This window comes from Roseateles sp. UC29_93 (genome assembly GCF_042695725.1).
Lineage (GTDB): Bacteria > Pseudomonadota > Gammaproteobacteria > Burkholderiales > Burkholderiaceae_C > Roseateles > Roseateles noduli_A.
On the sequence record NZ_CP170545.1, the window covers coordinates 6,545,861 to 6,561,888 of the forward strand.

Here is a 16,028-nt window from a genome sequence, read left to right on the forward strand (position 1 = left end):
GAACAGTCTTTGCTGTACTGTTCAGAGCCCGCGCCGCTGCAGGTCAGCCGCGCGGGCTTTTCACATCTGAAGCATCCCCGATGCCCACTCTGACGCCCCAATGACGGCTTCCCGACTTGCCCGCCGACTGCTGCCTTCGCCCGAGTCCCTGGAACAGACCAAGGGACTGAAGTGGCTCGGCCTCTACCTCAAGGAGCGCCCCTGGCTGTGGGTGGCGCACCGGCGGCGGGTCGCGCTGGGCGCGGGATTGGGACTGGCCGTGGGGGTCATCCCCTTGCCGACGCAGATGCTGCTGGCGGCGGTGGTCGCGATCGTGTGCCGGGCCAACGTCGCCGCGGCGATCGCCGCGACCTGGCTGACGAATCCGTTGACGCTGGTGCCGATCTGGACTTTGGCGATCTTCCTGGGCCGCCAGGTGCTGGGCATTCACGGCCCGATTTCCGCACCGAAGGAACTGGCGCTGAACTGGAGCGATCCTTCGAGCTGGTGGCACGCCTTGAGCCAATGGCTCTCCGAGCTGGGCACGCCGCTGCTGGTGGGCCTGCCGCTCGCGGGCGTGCTGCTGGGTCTGTGCCTCTACGTGATCGTCTACATCGGCTGGTGGGCCGTGATCCGCTACGAGCGCAGAAGGCGGCTGCGCGAGCGCGCGATGCGGACCTGACGCTCAGGCAGGCAGATCCGCCATCGTGATGTCCTGCAGATGGCCTGCCGAGATTTTCAACTGCCGCTCGCAGCGTGCCGCGATGCTCTGGTCGTGGGTGACCATGACCAGCGTCGTTCCGAGTTCGCGGTTGAGTTCGAACATCAACGCCATGACCTGCTCCCCGGTGGCGTAGTCGAGGCTGCCGGTCGGTTCATCGGCCAGCAGCAACGCGGGCTGCTGCACGAACGCGCGGGCGAGCGCGACGCGCTGCTGCTCGCCGCCCGACAGCACGCGCGGGTAGTGCGACAGCCGCTGCCCCAGCCCCACCCGTTCCAGCATGGCCTTGGCCTGCGACCGCGCATCGCGTTCGCCGCGGAGCTCCAGCGGGAGCATGACGTTCTCCAGCGCCGTCAGGTGCGACAGCAGCTGGAAGCTCTGGAACACGAAGCCCAGATGCGCCCCGCGCAGCGCGGCCCGGCCGTCCTCGTCGAGGACGAACATGTCCTGCCCCTGCAGACGCACGGTGCCTTCTGTGGGCGTATCCAGCCCCGCGAGGATGGACAGCAGCGTGCTCTTGCCCGAGCCCGAGGCGCCGACGATGGCGACGGACTCCCGCGCCTGCAGCTGGAAATTGATGTCATGCAGAATGGTCAGCACGCCGTCGGCATCCTGGACCGACTTGCTGACGTGATCGACTTCGAGGATGTTCTGAACCATGAATCAACCGCAGATGCGCCGCCGTGAATGGATGTTGCACTGTAGCGCCTGTGTCGCGACCCTCGTCGCGACGGGGGTCCTGGCCGGGCCTGTCGCGGCGCAAGGCCGCACCGAAGCGGGCACTGTGGCCGGAGCGACTGGCGGGGCATCGCGCCGCATCGTCGTGCTGGGCGACAGTCTCTCCGCCGAGTATGGCCTGGCCCGCGGCAGCGGCTGGGTGGCGCTGCTGGAGCAGCGGCTGAAGGCGCAGAAGCTGGACGCCGAGGTGATCAACGCCAGCATCAGCGGCGACACGACCTCGGGCGGACGCTCGCGGCTGCCCGCGGTGCTGAAGCAGCATCGTCCGACGCACCTGATCATCGAGCTCGGCGGCAACGACGCGCTGCGCGGCCTGCCGCTGAAGATGACCCGCGAGAACCTGAAGGCGATGGTGCAGGCCGGCAAGGACGCCGGCGCGAAGGTGCTGCTGATCGGCATGCAGATCCCGCCCAACATGGGCGCGAGCTACGCGCGGGACTTCGAGGGCAGCTTCAAGACCGTCGCGCAGGAGGAGAAGGTGCCGCTGCAGCCCTTCCTGCTGGCCGGCGTGGCCGATCGGCCGGACATGGCCGAGTGGTTCCAGGGCGACCGCATCCACCCGCTGGCCAAGGCGCATCCGGTGATGCTGGACAACGTCTGGAAGGTCTTGAGGCCGATGTTGTGAACGGGCACCTAGACTGCGCGCCTTCGCCGCTTCCGTCGACCTGATGTCCGCTTCGATTCCCGGACGCCCCGCGCTGCTGCGCTGGGGCGCCCTGAGCCTGCTCGCGCTCGCCTGCGCCGGCGCCGTGCTGGCCGGCCACGACAGCCGCCGCGCGGCGCAGGTCGGGTTGCTCGTCCTCCCCGTGCTGCTGTGGCTGCTGTGGCCGATCGAGCGCCTCGTCTGGCGCCGGGTGCGCTGGGTCACGGCCTTCATCGTGATCTCGGCCTTCCTCGTCGACGGCGCGGTGCGCGCCTTCCTGCAGAACCAGTATCAGGCGGCGCCGGACAGCTCGCTCGTGCTCGCCGCGGCGGCGAACACGACTGCGCGCGAGTCGATCGAGTACCTCGTCTCGCAGGTGCCCGCGATGGCGATGGCCGTCGCCGCGTTGATCGGGATGCTCGCGCTCAGCGGCGTCGCGATCACGCTCGCGACCCGCGCGACCGGCGTGACTGGCGCGAGCGGCAATCGGGCGGTGCTCTCGCGCCGCGCCCGCATCGCGCTGCTCGTCGTGCTGGCCGTCTGCGCCCTCGCCCACCTGAGCAAGCCCTGGCGCCGGCATCATCCGCTGCTGTTCTGGCCGGCCTGGACGCAGCAGGTCGCCGACCTGCGCGCCAACTGGGCGGACCAGCAGGTCCAGCGCGAGCAGTTGATGCGCAATGCCCGAGCCGCGTCGCCGGCGATGGCGACAAGCAGCCCGTCGACCGTGGTGCTCGTGCTGGGCGAGAGCGTGAACCGCGACAACATGAGCCTCTACGGCTACGCACGCCCCACGACGCCCGAACTGATCGCGCTGCGCGACGAGGAGCGCGCCCGGCTGCTGACGCTGCGCCACGCGTGGTCGACGCAGGCGACGACGGTCGCGTCGTTGAGCGGCCTCTTCAGCTTCGGCGAGCGCGACGAGGACGATCCCGCCGGCCGCACGCAGCATCTGATCGCGCTGGCGAAGAGCGCCGGCTACAAGGTCTGGTGGGTGAGCAACCATGACGACGTCGCCGTCGACCAGCAGCATGCGCGGCTGGCCGACGTGGTGGAGATGATCAACCGGCAGCCGGGACGCTCGTCGGGCTCGCTCGACGAGGACCTGCTGGACGAGGTCGAACAGGCGCTGGCCGATCCCGCGCCGCGCAAGCTGGTGGTGGTGCACCTGCTGGGCGCGCACCCGCACTACCGGCTGCGCATGCCGCCGGGCGAGCATCCGTTCGACGACCAGGACGGCGACGCCGTGGACGTCGCGATGGCACGCGACGGCCGCGCCGCCTGGGTGCGCGAGTTCCGGCAGGACTACGACTCGGCCATCCACTATCACGACCGCATCGTCGCGCGGACGCTGCGGCTCACGCGCAGCCACCTGCCGGCGGGCGGACGCGGGGCCTGGATGTTCCTGTCCGACCACGGCCAGGAGGTCGGCCACAGCCTCGACCACGCCGGCCACAGCCCGGGCACGGCTTCGGGCTACCGCATCCCCGCGCTGCTGTGGCGCAGTGAATCGAGCTTCGAGGCGTCGACGGCCTCGCGGCCGTTCCGCGCCGACTGGGCCGGCTGGACGCTCGCGGAGTTGATGCAGCTCCGCTGGCCGGACATGCGCGACGAGTGCAATGTGCTCCATCCCGCTTACGCGTGGGAAGCGCCGACGCTGCCGGTGAAGGACGTCCGCTTCGAGCAATAGCCGGCGGGCGCTGCGCGGGGCGTGCTTGAGCGTTGCTCGGGCATCGTGCGGACCTCGTGCGGGCCTCGTGCAGGCATTGCGCTTGCCTGTGCCTCGGCAACCCAGGAGCCAGGCATGGATCGAATCGACAGTGACGCGGCGGCTCACGCGGAGAAGGCGACCGTCGGCGCGCCCTGGTGGAGCAAGCTCGGCCCCGGCCTGATCACCGGCGCCGCCGACGACGACCCGAGCGGCATCGCCACCTATTCGCAGGCAGGCGCGCAGTACGGCTACAGCGTCGGCTGGACCATCCTCGTGACCTTCCCGCTGATGGTCGGCATCCAGCTCGCCAGCGCGCGGATCGGCCGCATCACCGGCAAGGGGCTCACCGAGAACTTCTCCAAGCTCTGCCCGCGCTGGCTGGTCGTCGGGCTGGTGTCGCTGCTGGTCGTGGCCAACGTCATCAACCTCGGCGCCGACCTCAGCGCGATGGGCGATGCGATGCACCTGGCCGTCGGCGGTCCGCCGGGAGCGTTCGTCGTCGTCATGGCCTTGCTCTCCCTGCTGCTGCAGATCTGGCTGCCGTATGAGCGCTACGTGAAGCTGCTGAAATGGCTGACGCTGACGCTCCTCGCCTACGTCGGCGTCGGCTTCGCGGCCCAGGCGGACTGGGTGCTCGCGCTGAAGTCGCTGGTGCTGCCGTCGCTGCACTGGGACCGCGACTACGCGACCACCGTCGTCGCGATCCTCGGCACGACGATCAGCCCCTACCTCTTCTTCTGGCAGGCCAGCCAGGAAGCCGAGGAGATCCGTCGCATCGACGCCGACCGTCCGCTCGCCGTCGCGCCGGAGCAGGCGGCCAGCCAGTTCCGCCGGCTGCGCACGGACACGCTGGTCGGCATGGGGTTCTCCAACACGATCGCGTTCTTCATGATCGTCGCGACCGCCGCCGCGCTGCATGCCCACGGCGTGCGCGACATCGAGACCACCGCGCAGGCCGCGCAGGCGCTCAAGCCGATCGCCGGGAACTTCGCGTTCGTGCTGTTCGCGGCCGGCATCGTGGGCACGGGCTTCCTCGCGCTGCCGGTGCTCGCCGGATCAGCGGCGTACGCGGTCGCCACGCTCGCGGGCGTGCGGCGCGGGCTCGACCGTCCGGCGCACTCGGCCAAGGTCTTCTACGCGATCCTCAGCGGGGCCATGCTCCTCGGACTCGCGCTCAGCCTGTCGGGGTTCAATCCGATCAAGGCGCTGTACTGGTCGGCCGTCGTGAACGCGCTGATCTCGGTGCCGATCATGGTCGCCGTGATGATCGCGGCCTCGCACCGGAAGATCGTCGGCGAACTGCGCATGCCGCCGCTGTGGCGCGTGCTGGGATGGCTCGCGACCGGCGCGATGGCGCTGGCCACCGTGACGATGATCGTGCTGCAGACTTCCAGCATGGTCGGAGGCAGTCGCTAGACTGCCCCGATGACCGCACCCGATCCGCTCCACGACGACTGGTCCCTGCGCATCGACGATGTCTGGCGGCGCGCACCGGATCTCACCGGCGCGCAGATCGTCGAGGCGATCGATGCACTCGCCGCCGAACGTCCCGTGGGCGATGCGCGAGCCCTCTTCGAGCGCGCCTGCGCACGCGACACGGCCGGTCTCGAAGCGGAGGCCGAGCCGCTCTATCGCGCGGCGCTCGAGACCGGCGCGCTCGACCCATACCGCCGCACGCGGGCGGTCATCCAGCTCGGCAGCACGCTGCGCTGGCTGAAGCGTCTCGACGAGAGCGAAGCGCTGCTCGTCGCCGAGCTGGCTGATCACCTGCAGCCCGGCCACGACCGCCCGCTGCATGACGAGGCGCGCGCGATCCTGGCGCTCACCTATGCGGCGCAGGGCCGCGGCAACGAGGCGGCCGGACTGGCGCTGGCGACGCTCGCGCCCCGGCTGTCGCGCTACAACCGCTCGATGCTGGCCTGCGCGAAGCAGCTCGCCGGCGAGGTCTGGGACGACGGGGCCGTCGTCGCGCCGGGCACGCCGGGCGTCGAACTGATCGAAGGTCGCTTCGTGCTGCGGCCCTACCGCCCCGCCGACCTGCCGGACTTCGTCACCGCGGTCCGCGAGTCGCATGCGTCCATCGGCCGATGGATGAAATGGGCGCACGCGGATTTCTCCGCCGCTGATGGCGCCGAGTGGCTCGCCCACTGCGCCCGCGGCTGGCAGAGCGGCACCGCCTACGAGTTCGGCATCTTCGACCGCGACAGCGGCGACTTCGTCGGCGGCGGCGGACTCAACTCGCTGCATGCGGTGCATCCGTTCTGCAACCTCGGCTACTGGGTGCGTTCGTCCCGGGAGGGCCAGGGCGCGGCCTCATCGGCGGTGCGCGCGCTCAGCCGGCATGCGTTCGGCAAGCTCCAGCTGATGCGCGTGGAGATCGTCGTCGCCGACGGCAACGAACCCAGCCTCGCCGTGGCGCGGCGCTGCGGCGCGCACTACGAGGGCCTGCTGCGCAACCGGATCCGCGGCGTCGACGGCCAGGCGTGGGATGCGCACCTGTTTTCGCTGGTGCCGGGCTCGTCATGAGGCGCTGATGCCCGCCATGTCACTGGCACCGAGGGCCTGGCCGAACAAGCAGGCCCGACCGAATCGATTGACAGGCCGATCGGACTTGGGGATGTCATCCGATGCCCTCAACTGACAGACTCTTCCACCGCGTTGAAAGGGGCTGGCGATGAGTGCGCATGGACTTCTGGATCAATTGCTGAGATCGGGGCGCGACCTGCTGGCAGGCGGCGGCGCGCCGGGCCGAAGTGGCCCGGGTGGGCTTGGCGGCCTCGGTGGACTGGGCGGGCTGGGCAACCTCGGCAATCTGGGGAATCTGGGGAATCTCGGCAACCTGGGAGGACTCGGACAGATCGGCGCAGGCGCTGGCGTCGCCGGCGTCCTGGGCGCCCTGCTCGGCAGCAGGCGCGGACGCAGCTACGGCGGCAAGGCGCTGAAGTACGGCAGCATCGCGGCGCTCGGGTTGATGGCCTACAAGGCCTATACCGCATGGCAGGCGCAGCAGCAGGCGCAAGGCCAAGGGCAGGCGCAGGGTCAGTCGTCTACGCCCGGCTCGACGTCGTCGTCGCAGGCCAGCCTCACGGCGGAACCACGCACGCTGGACCGGGTGCCTCAGGACGAAGCGGAGGAACACAGCCGCGCCGTGCTGCTGGCGATGATCGCCGCCGCCAAGGCCGACGGTCATCTGGACGACCGCGAGCGCGAACTGATCGAGCAGGCGCTCAGCCGCGTCGAGGACGATCCCGAGTTGCGCCGCTGGCAGGAGGACGTCCTGCGTCGTCCGCTCGATCCGGCCGCGGTGGCACAGGCTGCCACGACGCCGGAGATCGCCTCCGAGATGTACCTCGCCAGCCTGCTGATGGTCGACGAGACCAGCTACATGGAACGCGCCTACCTCGACGAGCTGGCCCGGCAGCTGAAGCTGCCGGAGGGCCTCAAGTCACAACTCGAGGCCCAGGCGCTCGCGCAAGGCTGAAGCGTCCGCGCTGACCCGTCAGCGCGCCGGGTTGGCGTTCACGATGCCCTTGAAGTCGTAAGGGACGACGATCGTCTGCACCTTGCCGGCGGCGACGCCTTCGGCGATCTTCAGCTGGGCCTGCGCGTTCATGTACTCGATCGCCTTGCTGTTGGTGTTCAGCGCGGCGATCCGTTCGGCCTCCTTCTTGGCCGTCTCGACCTCGATCTCCTTGGCGCGCAGCGCGTTCTGCGCCGTCACCACGGCGTTGGCGGACGCGATGATGTCGTCCGCCGGCATCACCGTGCGCACCTGCACCAGCGAGACCGACAGCGCCGTCCCCAGCCCTTCCGACGCCAGCGTCTCCGTCACGATGCGCTTGATCTCGGACTCGATCTTCTGGCGGTTGTCCGCGACGGCCAGGGCCTTGTATTCGCGCACGGCCTTGTAGGCCGCGTTGTTGGCCACCGTGGTCATGTAGCCATGCATCAGGATCCAGTCGCGGTCGTCGCGGCTGAAGGCATGGAAGGTGCGGCTCTTGGTGGTCCAGAGGTCCGACACCGCCGAAGGATTGATCGAGTAGACCAGGGTCATGTCGAAATCCTTGAGCGTGCTGTTGTCGGACGTCAGCGGCTGCTTGTTCTCCAGCGTGACCGCGATGTCGCGGACCGGGAAGGTCAGCACGTCGCCGAACAGCGTCTGGTTGAAGCTGCCGGGCAACAGCTCGGCGCCGCTGATCTGCTTGTCGACGCCGACGCGCAGGCCGACCTCGCCGGTCTCGATGCGGGTGCAGCCGCCGAGCAGCGCCGCCACGGCCAGCATGCCGAGCGACAGGCGCGACGAACGCGCGCGATGGGTGGTGTTCATTTCTTCTTCTCCTCAGAACAGATAGATGGTGAGTGCCGCGAGCGCCAACGCGAGTACCGCGCCGCCGACGGCCCAACGCGCGAGCTGGAACCAGGCCAACGCCTGTCTGCGCGTCATCGAACGCACCCAGACCACCAGGCCCAGACAGGCCAGCCACAACACGATGAGCACCAACCAGGCGCGAATGAGAGCCATGCTTTTTCTCCTCGGCGTGCATTGTGGACGGCGCACCGCGATCGCGCTCGACTCCGTCGGGGGGACACCCCTCGGAGGGAGGACCCCGCGGCGGGGACGCCACATCGGCACCATCACCTTCGGTCCGCCGGTCGGTGGTGCCAGGACTTGCCTGCTTGCAGCGGAGGCTCCCGCGTGCCGCTGTTCCGCGTTGGCGCGCCGCAACGCGAAATCGCTCCGCAGACGAATCGCACTTGCGCGTCCGCGCCGCAATGCGCATCATCCGCGCCCAACTGCTGAAGGCGCCCACGACAGCGCCCGCATGACGGAGATCCCTCTTATGTCCTCCTTGTTCACCTCGACGATCGACTGAACACGGTTCCCGAGCCCCGGCTGAACCGTGTCTGTTCACAGATACGGCCTCAGACCGCGCGGCAAGCAAAGCCCCGCCGCCATTGAGCCGGGGCTTTTGCTTTTCGGAAACCGAATGAGTGCACAACTCCGTTCCCGCGCCCTCCAGGAGGGGCGGGTCAAGGCCCTGCGCCGCATGAAACAAGCCATGACGCTGGTGCTCGAGACGAGCCCCGGTGCGCGCAACCCCGTGGCGCGCGCGATGGCCCAGCGTGGACTGCGTGGCGCAGGCCAACACATCCAGAGCCGCGGCGCGCAACGCCGCGCCGACCGCGTGGCGCTGCAGGCGCTGCTGCGACGAGAGGATTGGGATGAATGAATCCACCGACCTGCGCGCGCAGCTGGCGCAGAGAAACCAGCAGCTGCAAGACGTCGCCGCCCGGCTCAAGACCGAGCTGTTCGGCATCGACGCCATCATCGACCGCGTCATCGATTCGGTGCGGGCCTGGTACGTGCTGCCCGAGCTCGTCTCGCGGCCCGTCATCGTCTGTATCTGGGGCCTGACGGGCACCGGCAAGACGCAGCTCGTGCGCCGTCTGGCGCAGCTGCTGGGCTTCTACGACCGCTTCGTCGAAGTGCAGATGGACGGCTTCTCCAACGGCGCGGGCATGCGCGGCGCGCAGAGCATCTCGGGCATGCTGGCCCAATCCGGCCTGCGCGAGGGCGAGCCGGGCATCCTCGCGCTCGACGAGTTCCAGCGTTTCCGCACCATCGACGCCAAGCGCGGCGAGATGCGCGTCGAACGCTACCAGGACGTCTGGGCCCTGCTCTCCGACGGCCGGCTGCCGCCGGCGCTGTCGCTGCTGGTCGACATCGAGTCGTCCATCGCCGAGGCCGCCTTCGACGCCGAACGCGCCGAGGCGTCGGACGCGAAGCTGCGCTTCAAGCTGCGCAGCTGGGAGGCGCAGGAGCTGCAGCGCACCCTCAAGCTCGACGAACCGCTGATGGAGATCATGGCCTGGACGCCGGACCAGGTGCAGGCGCGTCTGCGTGAATTCCGCGAGCGCGGCCAGCAGCACTGGGAGACCGACTACAGCCGGCTGCTCGTCTTCGTCTGCGGCAACCTCGACGAGATGTACGAGGACCTCGCCACCAGCGTGGACGACTGCGACAGCGATGCCGACATCTTCCATGCGCTGACCGGCAAGCTCAGCGTGATCGACGTCAAGCAGGCGCTCAATCAGCGCTTCAAGCCGGAGCAGGTGGCGCGGCTGGGCAACGAGCATGTGATCTACCCCTCGCTGTCGCGGCGCGCGTACGAGCAGGTGATCGCGCAGGGCTGTGCGCGATATGTCCGCGAATCGGAGGCGCGCTGCGGCCTGCGCTTCGAGCTGGCCGACAGCGTGCGCGCGCAGATCTACGCGAACGCGGTGTTCCCGGCGCAGGGCACGCGGCCGCTGTTCTCGTCGCTGCACGCGATCCTCGGGACCGGGCTGGCCAAGGCGGCGCTGTGGGCGATCGAGCGCGGTGCCGCGCCTGGCGATGGCGTGAGCCTCAGCGCCGACGGCCGTTGCCTGATCGCGCATTGGCGCGGCGAGTCGGGCACCGTCGCAGAGCCTTTCGAGATCAACCGCCTGCGCCAGCGCACCAACGCCGATTTCCGGGCGCTGCTCGCGGTGCACGAGGCCGGCCACGGCCTGGTCCATGCGCTGCTGTTCGGCATGGCGCCGCGGGAGATCAAGATCCATGTGGCGAGCTTCGAGGGCGGCTACAACTCGTACACCTCCCGCAAGGTGTGGTCGCGCCGGAACCTGCTCGATGCCATCTGCACGAGCCTGGCCGGCCGCGCGGCGGAGCTGCTGGTCTTCGGCGCCGACCTGAGTTCCAGCGGCGCCTCGAGCGACCTGCGCAAGGCCACGCGGACGGCCGCGCGCATGCTCCGCTACCTGGGTCACGGCGACCGCATCGGCCGCGTCGACGTGTCGACGGACAGCGAAGAGCACGTTTGCACCGACGTCGAATCCACCAACGCGGCGATCGAAGCCCTGCTGCGCTCCGAGCACGCGCGCGCCACGGCGCTGATCGATTCGCATCGCGAGGCGCTGCTGGCGCTCGTGGACGAGCTGATCGCCGAGGGACAGGTGACGCCCGAACGCTTCGCGGTCGTGGCGGGTCTGCCGCTCGGCAGGACGGAGGATGCGCTGGATCCCTATGCGGAGAGCCTGGCGGCGTTCCGGGTGGCGGGGCGGATGCCGCCGCGGCATCTCCCCGCCGAGGCAAGACACGAGCAGGCCCTTCCAGCCTTCGCTCTGCCGGCTGCGCAACCGGGATGACCATGGCCCTGGATCTCTACGCTGTCGCAGCGTCGCGAGCCCATCGAGCCGCGGGACGAATGGCTGCTGACGGCATAGACTGCGCCGAGCTTGAACTTCGAGATCCGTCCGTCATGAAAGTCCACGGTTCCTGCCACTGCGGCGCCATCCGATTCACCGGCGACGTCGATCCGACGCAAGTCGTCGTGTGCCATTGCGACGACTGCCAGATCCTGTCCGGCGCGCCGTACCGGGCGGTCATCTCGGCACCGATGGAGACCTTCGAGATCTCCGGCTCGCCGAAGACCTACGTGAAGGTAGCGCAGAGCGGGAACCGGCGCGCGCAAGTGTTCTGCCCCGATTGCGGAACGGCGCTGTATGGCGCCGCGGCGGAGAACCCGACGCATGCGGTGCTTCGGCTCGGTTGCCTGGAAGAGCGCGACCAGCTGCGGCCGTCGCGGCAGATCTGGACGCACTCCGCCGTGGGGTGGACGGGCGCACTCGGCGAGGTGCCGGCTTCGCCGCAGCAGTGACTTGCGCGCTCGCCAGCGAGGTGTGACTGATGTGGGAGGACCAACTCTCCGAAGCGCAGAGGCAGCACCTTGAGCAGCTGCGAAGCAGTACCACCGGAAGAGGCGTATCCGGGCGGGCCGAAGTGGCGGGACTCGCAGCGGAAGATCCTCGACAGGCTCTGCGCGTGGCTCGGCTGATCGAGCATCCCTGGTATCGATGCCAGGCCATCACCTCAGTCGTGGAAGCCAATCCGTCGCACCCCAGGGCGGAAGACCTGCTGCGGGAAGCTCTCGCCGCGGCAGCCAGCCAAAATGAGCCAAACCGAGTCGCCTCGGTTGCGCGTTGGCCCCTACGCCTGCTCGTTGACAGAGGCTCGATCAACGCCGCTGACTGGACGCGAGAGTTGCTTCAAGTCATCGCCACAGAACGGCATGGCCTGCGCAGACTGGACGGCTTGAGTGCGATCCTCTTCGCAGTCGCGCCTTCAGAGGAGTTGCGCGCACTCGTTCTGGAACCATTCATGCTTGCAGCATCGGCAAGCCACGGTTGGCGGACTGAACGAATCATCGATTTCATCGCCACGATACTCATTCCAATCGATAAGAAGGCCGCCGCGAAGCTACTTGACGCCCGCCCGCCGAGCCGGCATACGAAGCGAAGTCGGACCTCGCTCTAGAGGTCGCCGGGAGCCTCGAGGGCGAACGCTTGCCAGCGGCGATTCCTTCACGGCATGCCCGCGAAGTAGAGCCGTCGCGCCCGCCTCGCAGTCGTGTCGGCAGGATTGAACGCATCCTTCGTCCAGTCGTCCTCTTCAATCAGGAACCCCTGTCTCATGTCACTTGGCTTTGCATTCGGATTCTTCCGGAGAAAGATCGCGACCGCTTCGCGAAACGCGTAGTGCGAGTACAGCCTCATGTACTCACCCAGGTAGATGTCCGCCACCCGCGTGTTGCCTTTGATCACCAGCATGTTCTCGTCGTTGGTCGTGGTGCTGGCTTGACTGAAGTTCGCGGATCCCGCGACGACGGTCGGGGAGTTCGACAGCGGATCGATCAGCATGAACTTCAGATGTATCCACAACACATGCGCGCTGGGTTCGATCCTTTCCAACTCACCTAGCCACTGGTCGAAGCCATTGAGCGGGATTCTGTTGCCGATGGCGATCACGACGTTGGGCAACGCCTGGATCTCCCGGATGGCGGCGATCTGCTCTTCCTTCTTCGCCCCGTTCCATTCCTTCTCCATCAGACCGATACGCAGCACGTCGTCGGCTTGGCTGTAGACCTTGCGAAAGACATCGTTCATGCCGAACGCGAAGGTCATGAACAACGCATCCTTCGCCGCCCCGGCCAACTCGCCGTACCAACCGAGCGCGTCGGAATTCGCGCGAGGCGAGAACACCGGCGCCATGCCGTCGACGAACTCCTCCGCTGGTGCCGGGGTCTGCTCAATGGTCCATCGCTTGTAGGTGCTGCCCTTGGTGGTCTCGGGATCGGTGTGGAGCTTCAGGTAGAAATCCAGGTATCGGGCCGCGATGTCCGCGTTCTCGACCACATGCGTGCAGTTGGCATGGCCGAACAGGCCATTCAAGGTCAGATTGGTGGATCCGAACAGAACGGCAATGGGCGCACCATCCTTTGTCAGCACTAGGAACTTGTTGTGCATCAGCGTGCCGTTGCGACGAGGCTTCGTCAAGGACTTGATCTTCGCGGTCGTGATCGCGGCCTCGTTGCGCGCGTGCGGTCCAGAGGCGTTGTCGATGTCGTCGAAAACGATGCCCACGTCTGCGCCGCGTCCCTTGGCCTTGCGCAACTCATAGAGGACATCCTTCCACTGGAATTCGTAGAAGCAGCCTTTGAGGCCGTAATCCGGCCCCGTCGCGCGCTGGATGAACTCGATGATTCCTTCGAAGAGTCCGCGAGAGAGCCAGTCGAGCGCCGCCTGACCGGCGCTTGGGCCGCCTTCCTTGACTGGCAGCGGCGGAAGATTCTGGAAACGTCGAGCGTACTCCTGCGTGGCCACCGATCCACGGTTGAAGCGGATCACGTGTTCCTCGTCTTCGATACGCTCAGTCATCAGCGAGACCTCGACGCTCACCCCGTCGATTAAGGCATCGACCGGGCCGTACATCGCAACGACCTTGTAGGTGTAGGAGTAGCCAGGCTTGGCGCTGTAGTCGGACCACTGAAACCCCTGGATCGGGTGAATGTGGCTTGAATACTGTCCACCGGGAGCGGGATGCGGCTCGACGCTTTCAAATGTCTTCGTGCCATACATCCAATAGCTCTCGTCCTCGGTATGGTCCGTGCGCCGGATCGCAAAGCCGCGCAGGCCTTTGCGTTTGGCTTCGGTGACGTTGAACCCCAACACCACCACGTGGGAACCGGCGATGGCGTTGACGGTCAACCCGCCTTGAGAGACGCGTTTGCGCATAACGATCCTCCTCCACCCTTTCCAGAGGCGTGCGCAACTATAGGCAGCGCATTCACCGCCATGAGGGGAGGTGGCGTATCGCCCGTCCCCAAGGTTGATGAGATGCTCCTCGTTATCCGGGAAAGCGCCCGCCAATCTCCCGCATCAGCGCCGTTGCAGCGCCGGTGAGTCCGCGCGCGACGGCACCGTCCCACGCCGCATCGAACGCCCCCGACGGCCCGATCGCCGTCAGCGCCAGCGCCATCTGCGCATCGCTGTCGAAGACCGGCACGGCCAGCGCGCCGACGCCCTCGACGATCCCGCCCACCGAGCGGTGCATCACTCGGCCGCGGATCTCCGCCAGGGTCGCTGAGAACGCCGGCCACGTCGGCAGCTCGCGCGGCCGATCGTGCGGACCGACGCGGGCGAGGTCCGCGGGTCCCTTGCGGCGCGCTTCCGCGAGCATCGCCTTGATCTCCGCCTCCGGCCGGTAGGCCGCGAACAGCGGACCCGACGCGGTGTCCGACAGCGACACCACCGTCCCGTGCCGCATCGTCACGTGCACCGCCGCCGGCGATGCCGCCGTGCGCACGATCGTCGCGCCCTGCGAGCCCCACACCGCGATCGCCACCGTGTGGCCGATCTCCTCGGCCAGCGCCTCCAGCCGCGCCGTCGCCAGTCGGATCGGGTCGATCTGCTGCATGCCGATCAGGCCCATCTCCATCGCCAGCGGGCCCAGGCCGTAGTACCCCGTCGCCGCGTCCTGCCGCATCAGCCCGAGCTTGCAGAAGCTGACCAGGTAGGGATGCGCCTTCGCCGGGCTCATCTCCGCCGCCTGCGACAGCGCCTTCAGCGGCAAAGGCTGGCCGCGCGCCGCCGCAGCCTTCAACAGGCGGCCGCCCACCTCGATGCTCTGGATGCCGCGCCGGTCCTCGCGGTCGTCACGATCCTCGCGATCCTCGCGATCCTCCCGGTCGTCACGGTCGTTGGCGTCCGGCCCGTCGCCGGCAATGTCTGGCATGGTCATTTCGCTATTGTTGAACGAATTCAGCGACACAGCTATATTTGCATCCAACAAACGAATTCCGTTTTGTTGAATTTCATCGTGCTTCGACGACCATCGAAGCGCTCCCCGCCTTCCCCCTCAGCCAACGCCCGGGACACGCCATGACCAAGCAGTTCGCCAGCCACGCCGACGTCGAGGAGAAGCAGGTCTCCTTCGTCAAGCTCAGCGACAACGCCTACGCCTACACCGCCGAGGGCGACCCCAACACCGGGATCATCATCGGCGACGACGCAGTGATGGTCATCGACACCCAGGCCACGCCCGTGATGGCCCAGGACGTGATCCGCCGCATCCGCGAGGTCACCGACAAGCCCATCAAGTACGTCGTGATGAGTCACTACCACGCGGTGCGCGTGCTGGGTGCGTCGGCGTATGAGCCCGAGCACATCATTGCCAGCCGCGACACCTACGACCTCATCGTCGAGCGCGGCGAGCAGGACAAGGCCAGCGAGATCGGCCGCTTCCCGCGGCTGTTCCGCAATGTCGAATCGGTGCCGGCCGGCCTCACCTGGCCCACGATCACCTTCCAGGGCGCGATGAGCCTCTGGCTCGGCAAGCTCGAGGTGCAGCTGCTGCAGCTCGGACGCGGGCATACCAAGGGCGACACCGTCGCGTGGCTGCCCGAGCAGAAGATCCTGTTCTCCGGCGATCTGGTCGAGTTCGATGCCACGCCCTATGCCGGCGACGCGTACTTCAGCGATTGGCCGCAGACGCTGGACAACCTCGCCGCGCTCAAGCCAGCTGCGCTGGTGCCCGGCCGTGGCGCCGCGTTGACGACGCCTGAATCCGTCGCGCAGGGACTCGCCGGCACGCGCAGCTTCATCGCCGACCTGCACGCGTCGGTGAAGGCCGGCGTCGCCGCGGGCAAGGAGCTCAACGCCGTCTACAAGGACACCTACGCCGTCATGAAGCAGAAGTACGGCCACTGGGTCATCTTCGACCACTGCATGCCGTTCGACGTCACGCGCTGCTATGACGAGGTCACGCAGTTCCGCGATCCGCGCATCTGGACCGCGCAGCGCGATCAGGAGATGTGGCAGACGCTCGAAGGCTGATGGCCCTCACCCCCAAGCGGGAGAGGGAG

General features: G+C 67.9%; 16 protein-coding genes. 11 read left to right on the top strand and 5 right to left on the bottom strand.

The annotated features are described in order from the left end of the window. Positions 1-100: 100 nt before the first annotated feature. The gene (locus ACFJIX_RS30515) at positions 101-661 is read left to right on the top strand and encodes a DUF2062 domain-containing protein (RefSeq protein ID WP_377156694.1); all 561 of its coding nucleotides are present in this window, start codon (positions 101-103) and stop codon (positions 659-661) included. A gap of 3 nt (positions 662-664) precedes the next feature. Here ACFJIX_RS30515 and ACFJIX_RS30520 read toward each other — a convergent pair whose 3' ends face one another. Further along, positions 665-1,360 carry an ABC transporter ATP-binding protein gene (locus ACFJIX_RS30520; protein WP_377156695.1) on the bottom strand — a complete coding sequence of 232 codons (696 nt, stop codon included), beginning with the start codon at positions 1,358-1,360 and terminating at the stop codon, positions 665-667. Between ACFJIX_RS30520 and ACFJIX_RS30525 the strand changes: the two genes are divergently transcribed. From ACFJIX_RS30525 to ACFJIX_RS30545, 5 genes are all read left to right on the top strand, one after another. Then, on the top strand, positions 1,359-2,063 hold the full coding sequence (locus ACFJIX_RS30525; protein ID WP_377156696.1) for an arylesterase: 705 nt from the start codon (positions 1,359-1,361) through the stop codon (positions 2,061-2,063). The genes ACFJIX_RS30520 and ACFJIX_RS30525 overlap by 2 nt on opposite strands. Before the next feature lie 43 nt (positions 2,064-2,106). Next, the gene (locus tag ACFJIX_RS30530) at positions 2,107-3,768 is read left to right on the top strand and encodes a phosphoethanolamine transferase (RefSeq protein ID WP_377156697.1); all 1,662 of its coding nucleotides are present in this window, start codon (positions 2,107-2,109) and stop codon (positions 3,766-3,768) included. Between the two features lie 114 nt (positions 3,769-3,882). Beyond that, complete coding sequence (locus tag ACFJIX_RS30535; protein ID WP_377156698.1) at positions 3,883-5,205, top strand: Nramp family divalent metal transporter; 1,323 nt, start codon at positions 3,883-3,885, stop codon at positions 5,203-5,205. A gap of 9 nt (positions 5,206-5,214) precedes the next feature. Next, positions 5,215-6,315, top strand: a complete 1,101-nt coding sequence (locus ACFJIX_RS30540; protein WP_377156699.1) for a tetratricopeptide repeat protein — start codon at positions 5,215-5,217, stop codon at positions 6,313-6,315. A 148-nt stretch (positions 6,316-6,463) separates the two neighbouring features. Continuing rightward, positions 6,464-7,270, top strand: coding sequence for a tellurite resistance TerB family protein (locus ACFJIX_RS30545; protein WP_377156701.1), 807 nt, complete (start codon positions 6,464-6,466; stop codon positions 7,268-7,270). A gap of 18 nt (positions 7,271-7,288) precedes the next feature. Here ACFJIX_RS30545 and ACFJIX_RS30550 read toward each other — a convergent pair whose 3' ends face one another. Next, positions 7,289-8,116: an SPFH domain-containing protein gene (locus tag ACFJIX_RS30550; RefSeq protein WP_377156703.1), complete on the bottom strand. Its 828-nt coding sequence runs from the start codon at positions 8,114-8,116 to the stop codon at positions 7,289-7,291. Positions 8,117-8,128: 12 nt separating this feature from the next. After that, on the bottom strand, positions 8,129-8,311 hold the full coding sequence (locus ACFJIX_RS30555) for a hypothetical protein (RefSeq protein ID WP_377156706.1): 183 nt from the start codon (positions 8,309-8,311) through the stop codon (positions 8,129-8,131). 526 nt (positions 8,312-8,837) lie between these two features. Here ACFJIX_RS30555 and ACFJIX_RS30560 point away from each other — a divergent pair. The 4 genes from ACFJIX_RS30560 to ACFJIX_RS30575 all read left to right on the top strand — a co-directional run bounded on the left by ACFJIX_RS30560 (position 8,838) and on the right by ACFJIX_RS30575 (position 12,142). Beyond that, entirely contained in the window at positions 8,838-9,020 is a 183-nt protein-coding gene (locus ACFJIX_RS30560; RefSeq protein ID WP_377156708.1) for a hypothetical protein, read from the top strand. Then, positions 9,013-10,974, top strand: coding sequence for an AAA family ATPase (locus ACFJIX_RS30565; RefSeq protein WP_377156710.1), 1,962 nt, complete (start codon positions 9,013-9,015; stop codon positions 10,972-10,974). Before ACFJIX_RS30560 ends, ACFJIX_RS30565 begins: the two co-directional genes overlap by 8 nt. Before the next feature lie 113 nt (positions 10,975-11,087). Continuing rightward, positions 11,088-11,486: a GFA family protein gene (locus ACFJIX_RS30570; RefSeq protein WP_377156711.1), complete on the top strand. Its 399-nt coding sequence runs from the start codon at positions 11,088-11,090 to the stop codon at positions 11,484-11,486. A gap of 164 nt (positions 11,487-11,650) precedes the next feature. Further along, positions 11,651-12,142, top strand: a complete 492-nt coding sequence (locus ACFJIX_RS30575; RefSeq protein WP_377156713.1) for a hypothetical protein — start codon at positions 11,651-11,653, stop codon at positions 12,140-12,142. Positions 12,143-12,189: 47 nt separating this feature from the next. Here ACFJIX_RS30575 and ACFJIX_RS30580 read toward each other — a convergent pair whose 3' ends face one another. Further along, positions 12,190-13,899 carry a phospholipase D-like domain-containing protein gene (locus ACFJIX_RS30580; protein ID WP_377156715.1) on the bottom strand — a complete coding sequence of 570 codons (1,710 nt, stop codon included), beginning with the start codon at positions 13,897-13,899 and terminating at the stop codon, positions 12,190-12,192. Positions 13,900-14,011: 112 nt separating this feature from the next. Then, positions 14,012-14,905, bottom strand: a complete 894-nt coding sequence (locus tag ACFJIX_RS30585) for an IclR family transcriptional regulator (RefSeq protein WP_377156717.1) — start codon at positions 14,903-14,905, stop codon at positions 14,012-14,014. Positions 14,906-15,045: 140 nt separating this feature from the next. On the opposite strand from ACFJIX_RS30585, the gene ACFJIX_RS30590 reads away from it, so the two are divergent. Then, positions 15,046-15,999, top strand: a complete 954-nt coding sequence (locus tag ACFJIX_RS30590) for an MBL fold metallo-hydrolase (protein WP_377156719.1) — start codon at positions 15,046-15,048, stop codon at positions 15,997-15,999. The last annotated feature ends 29 nt before the right edge of the window (positions 16,000-16,028 follow it).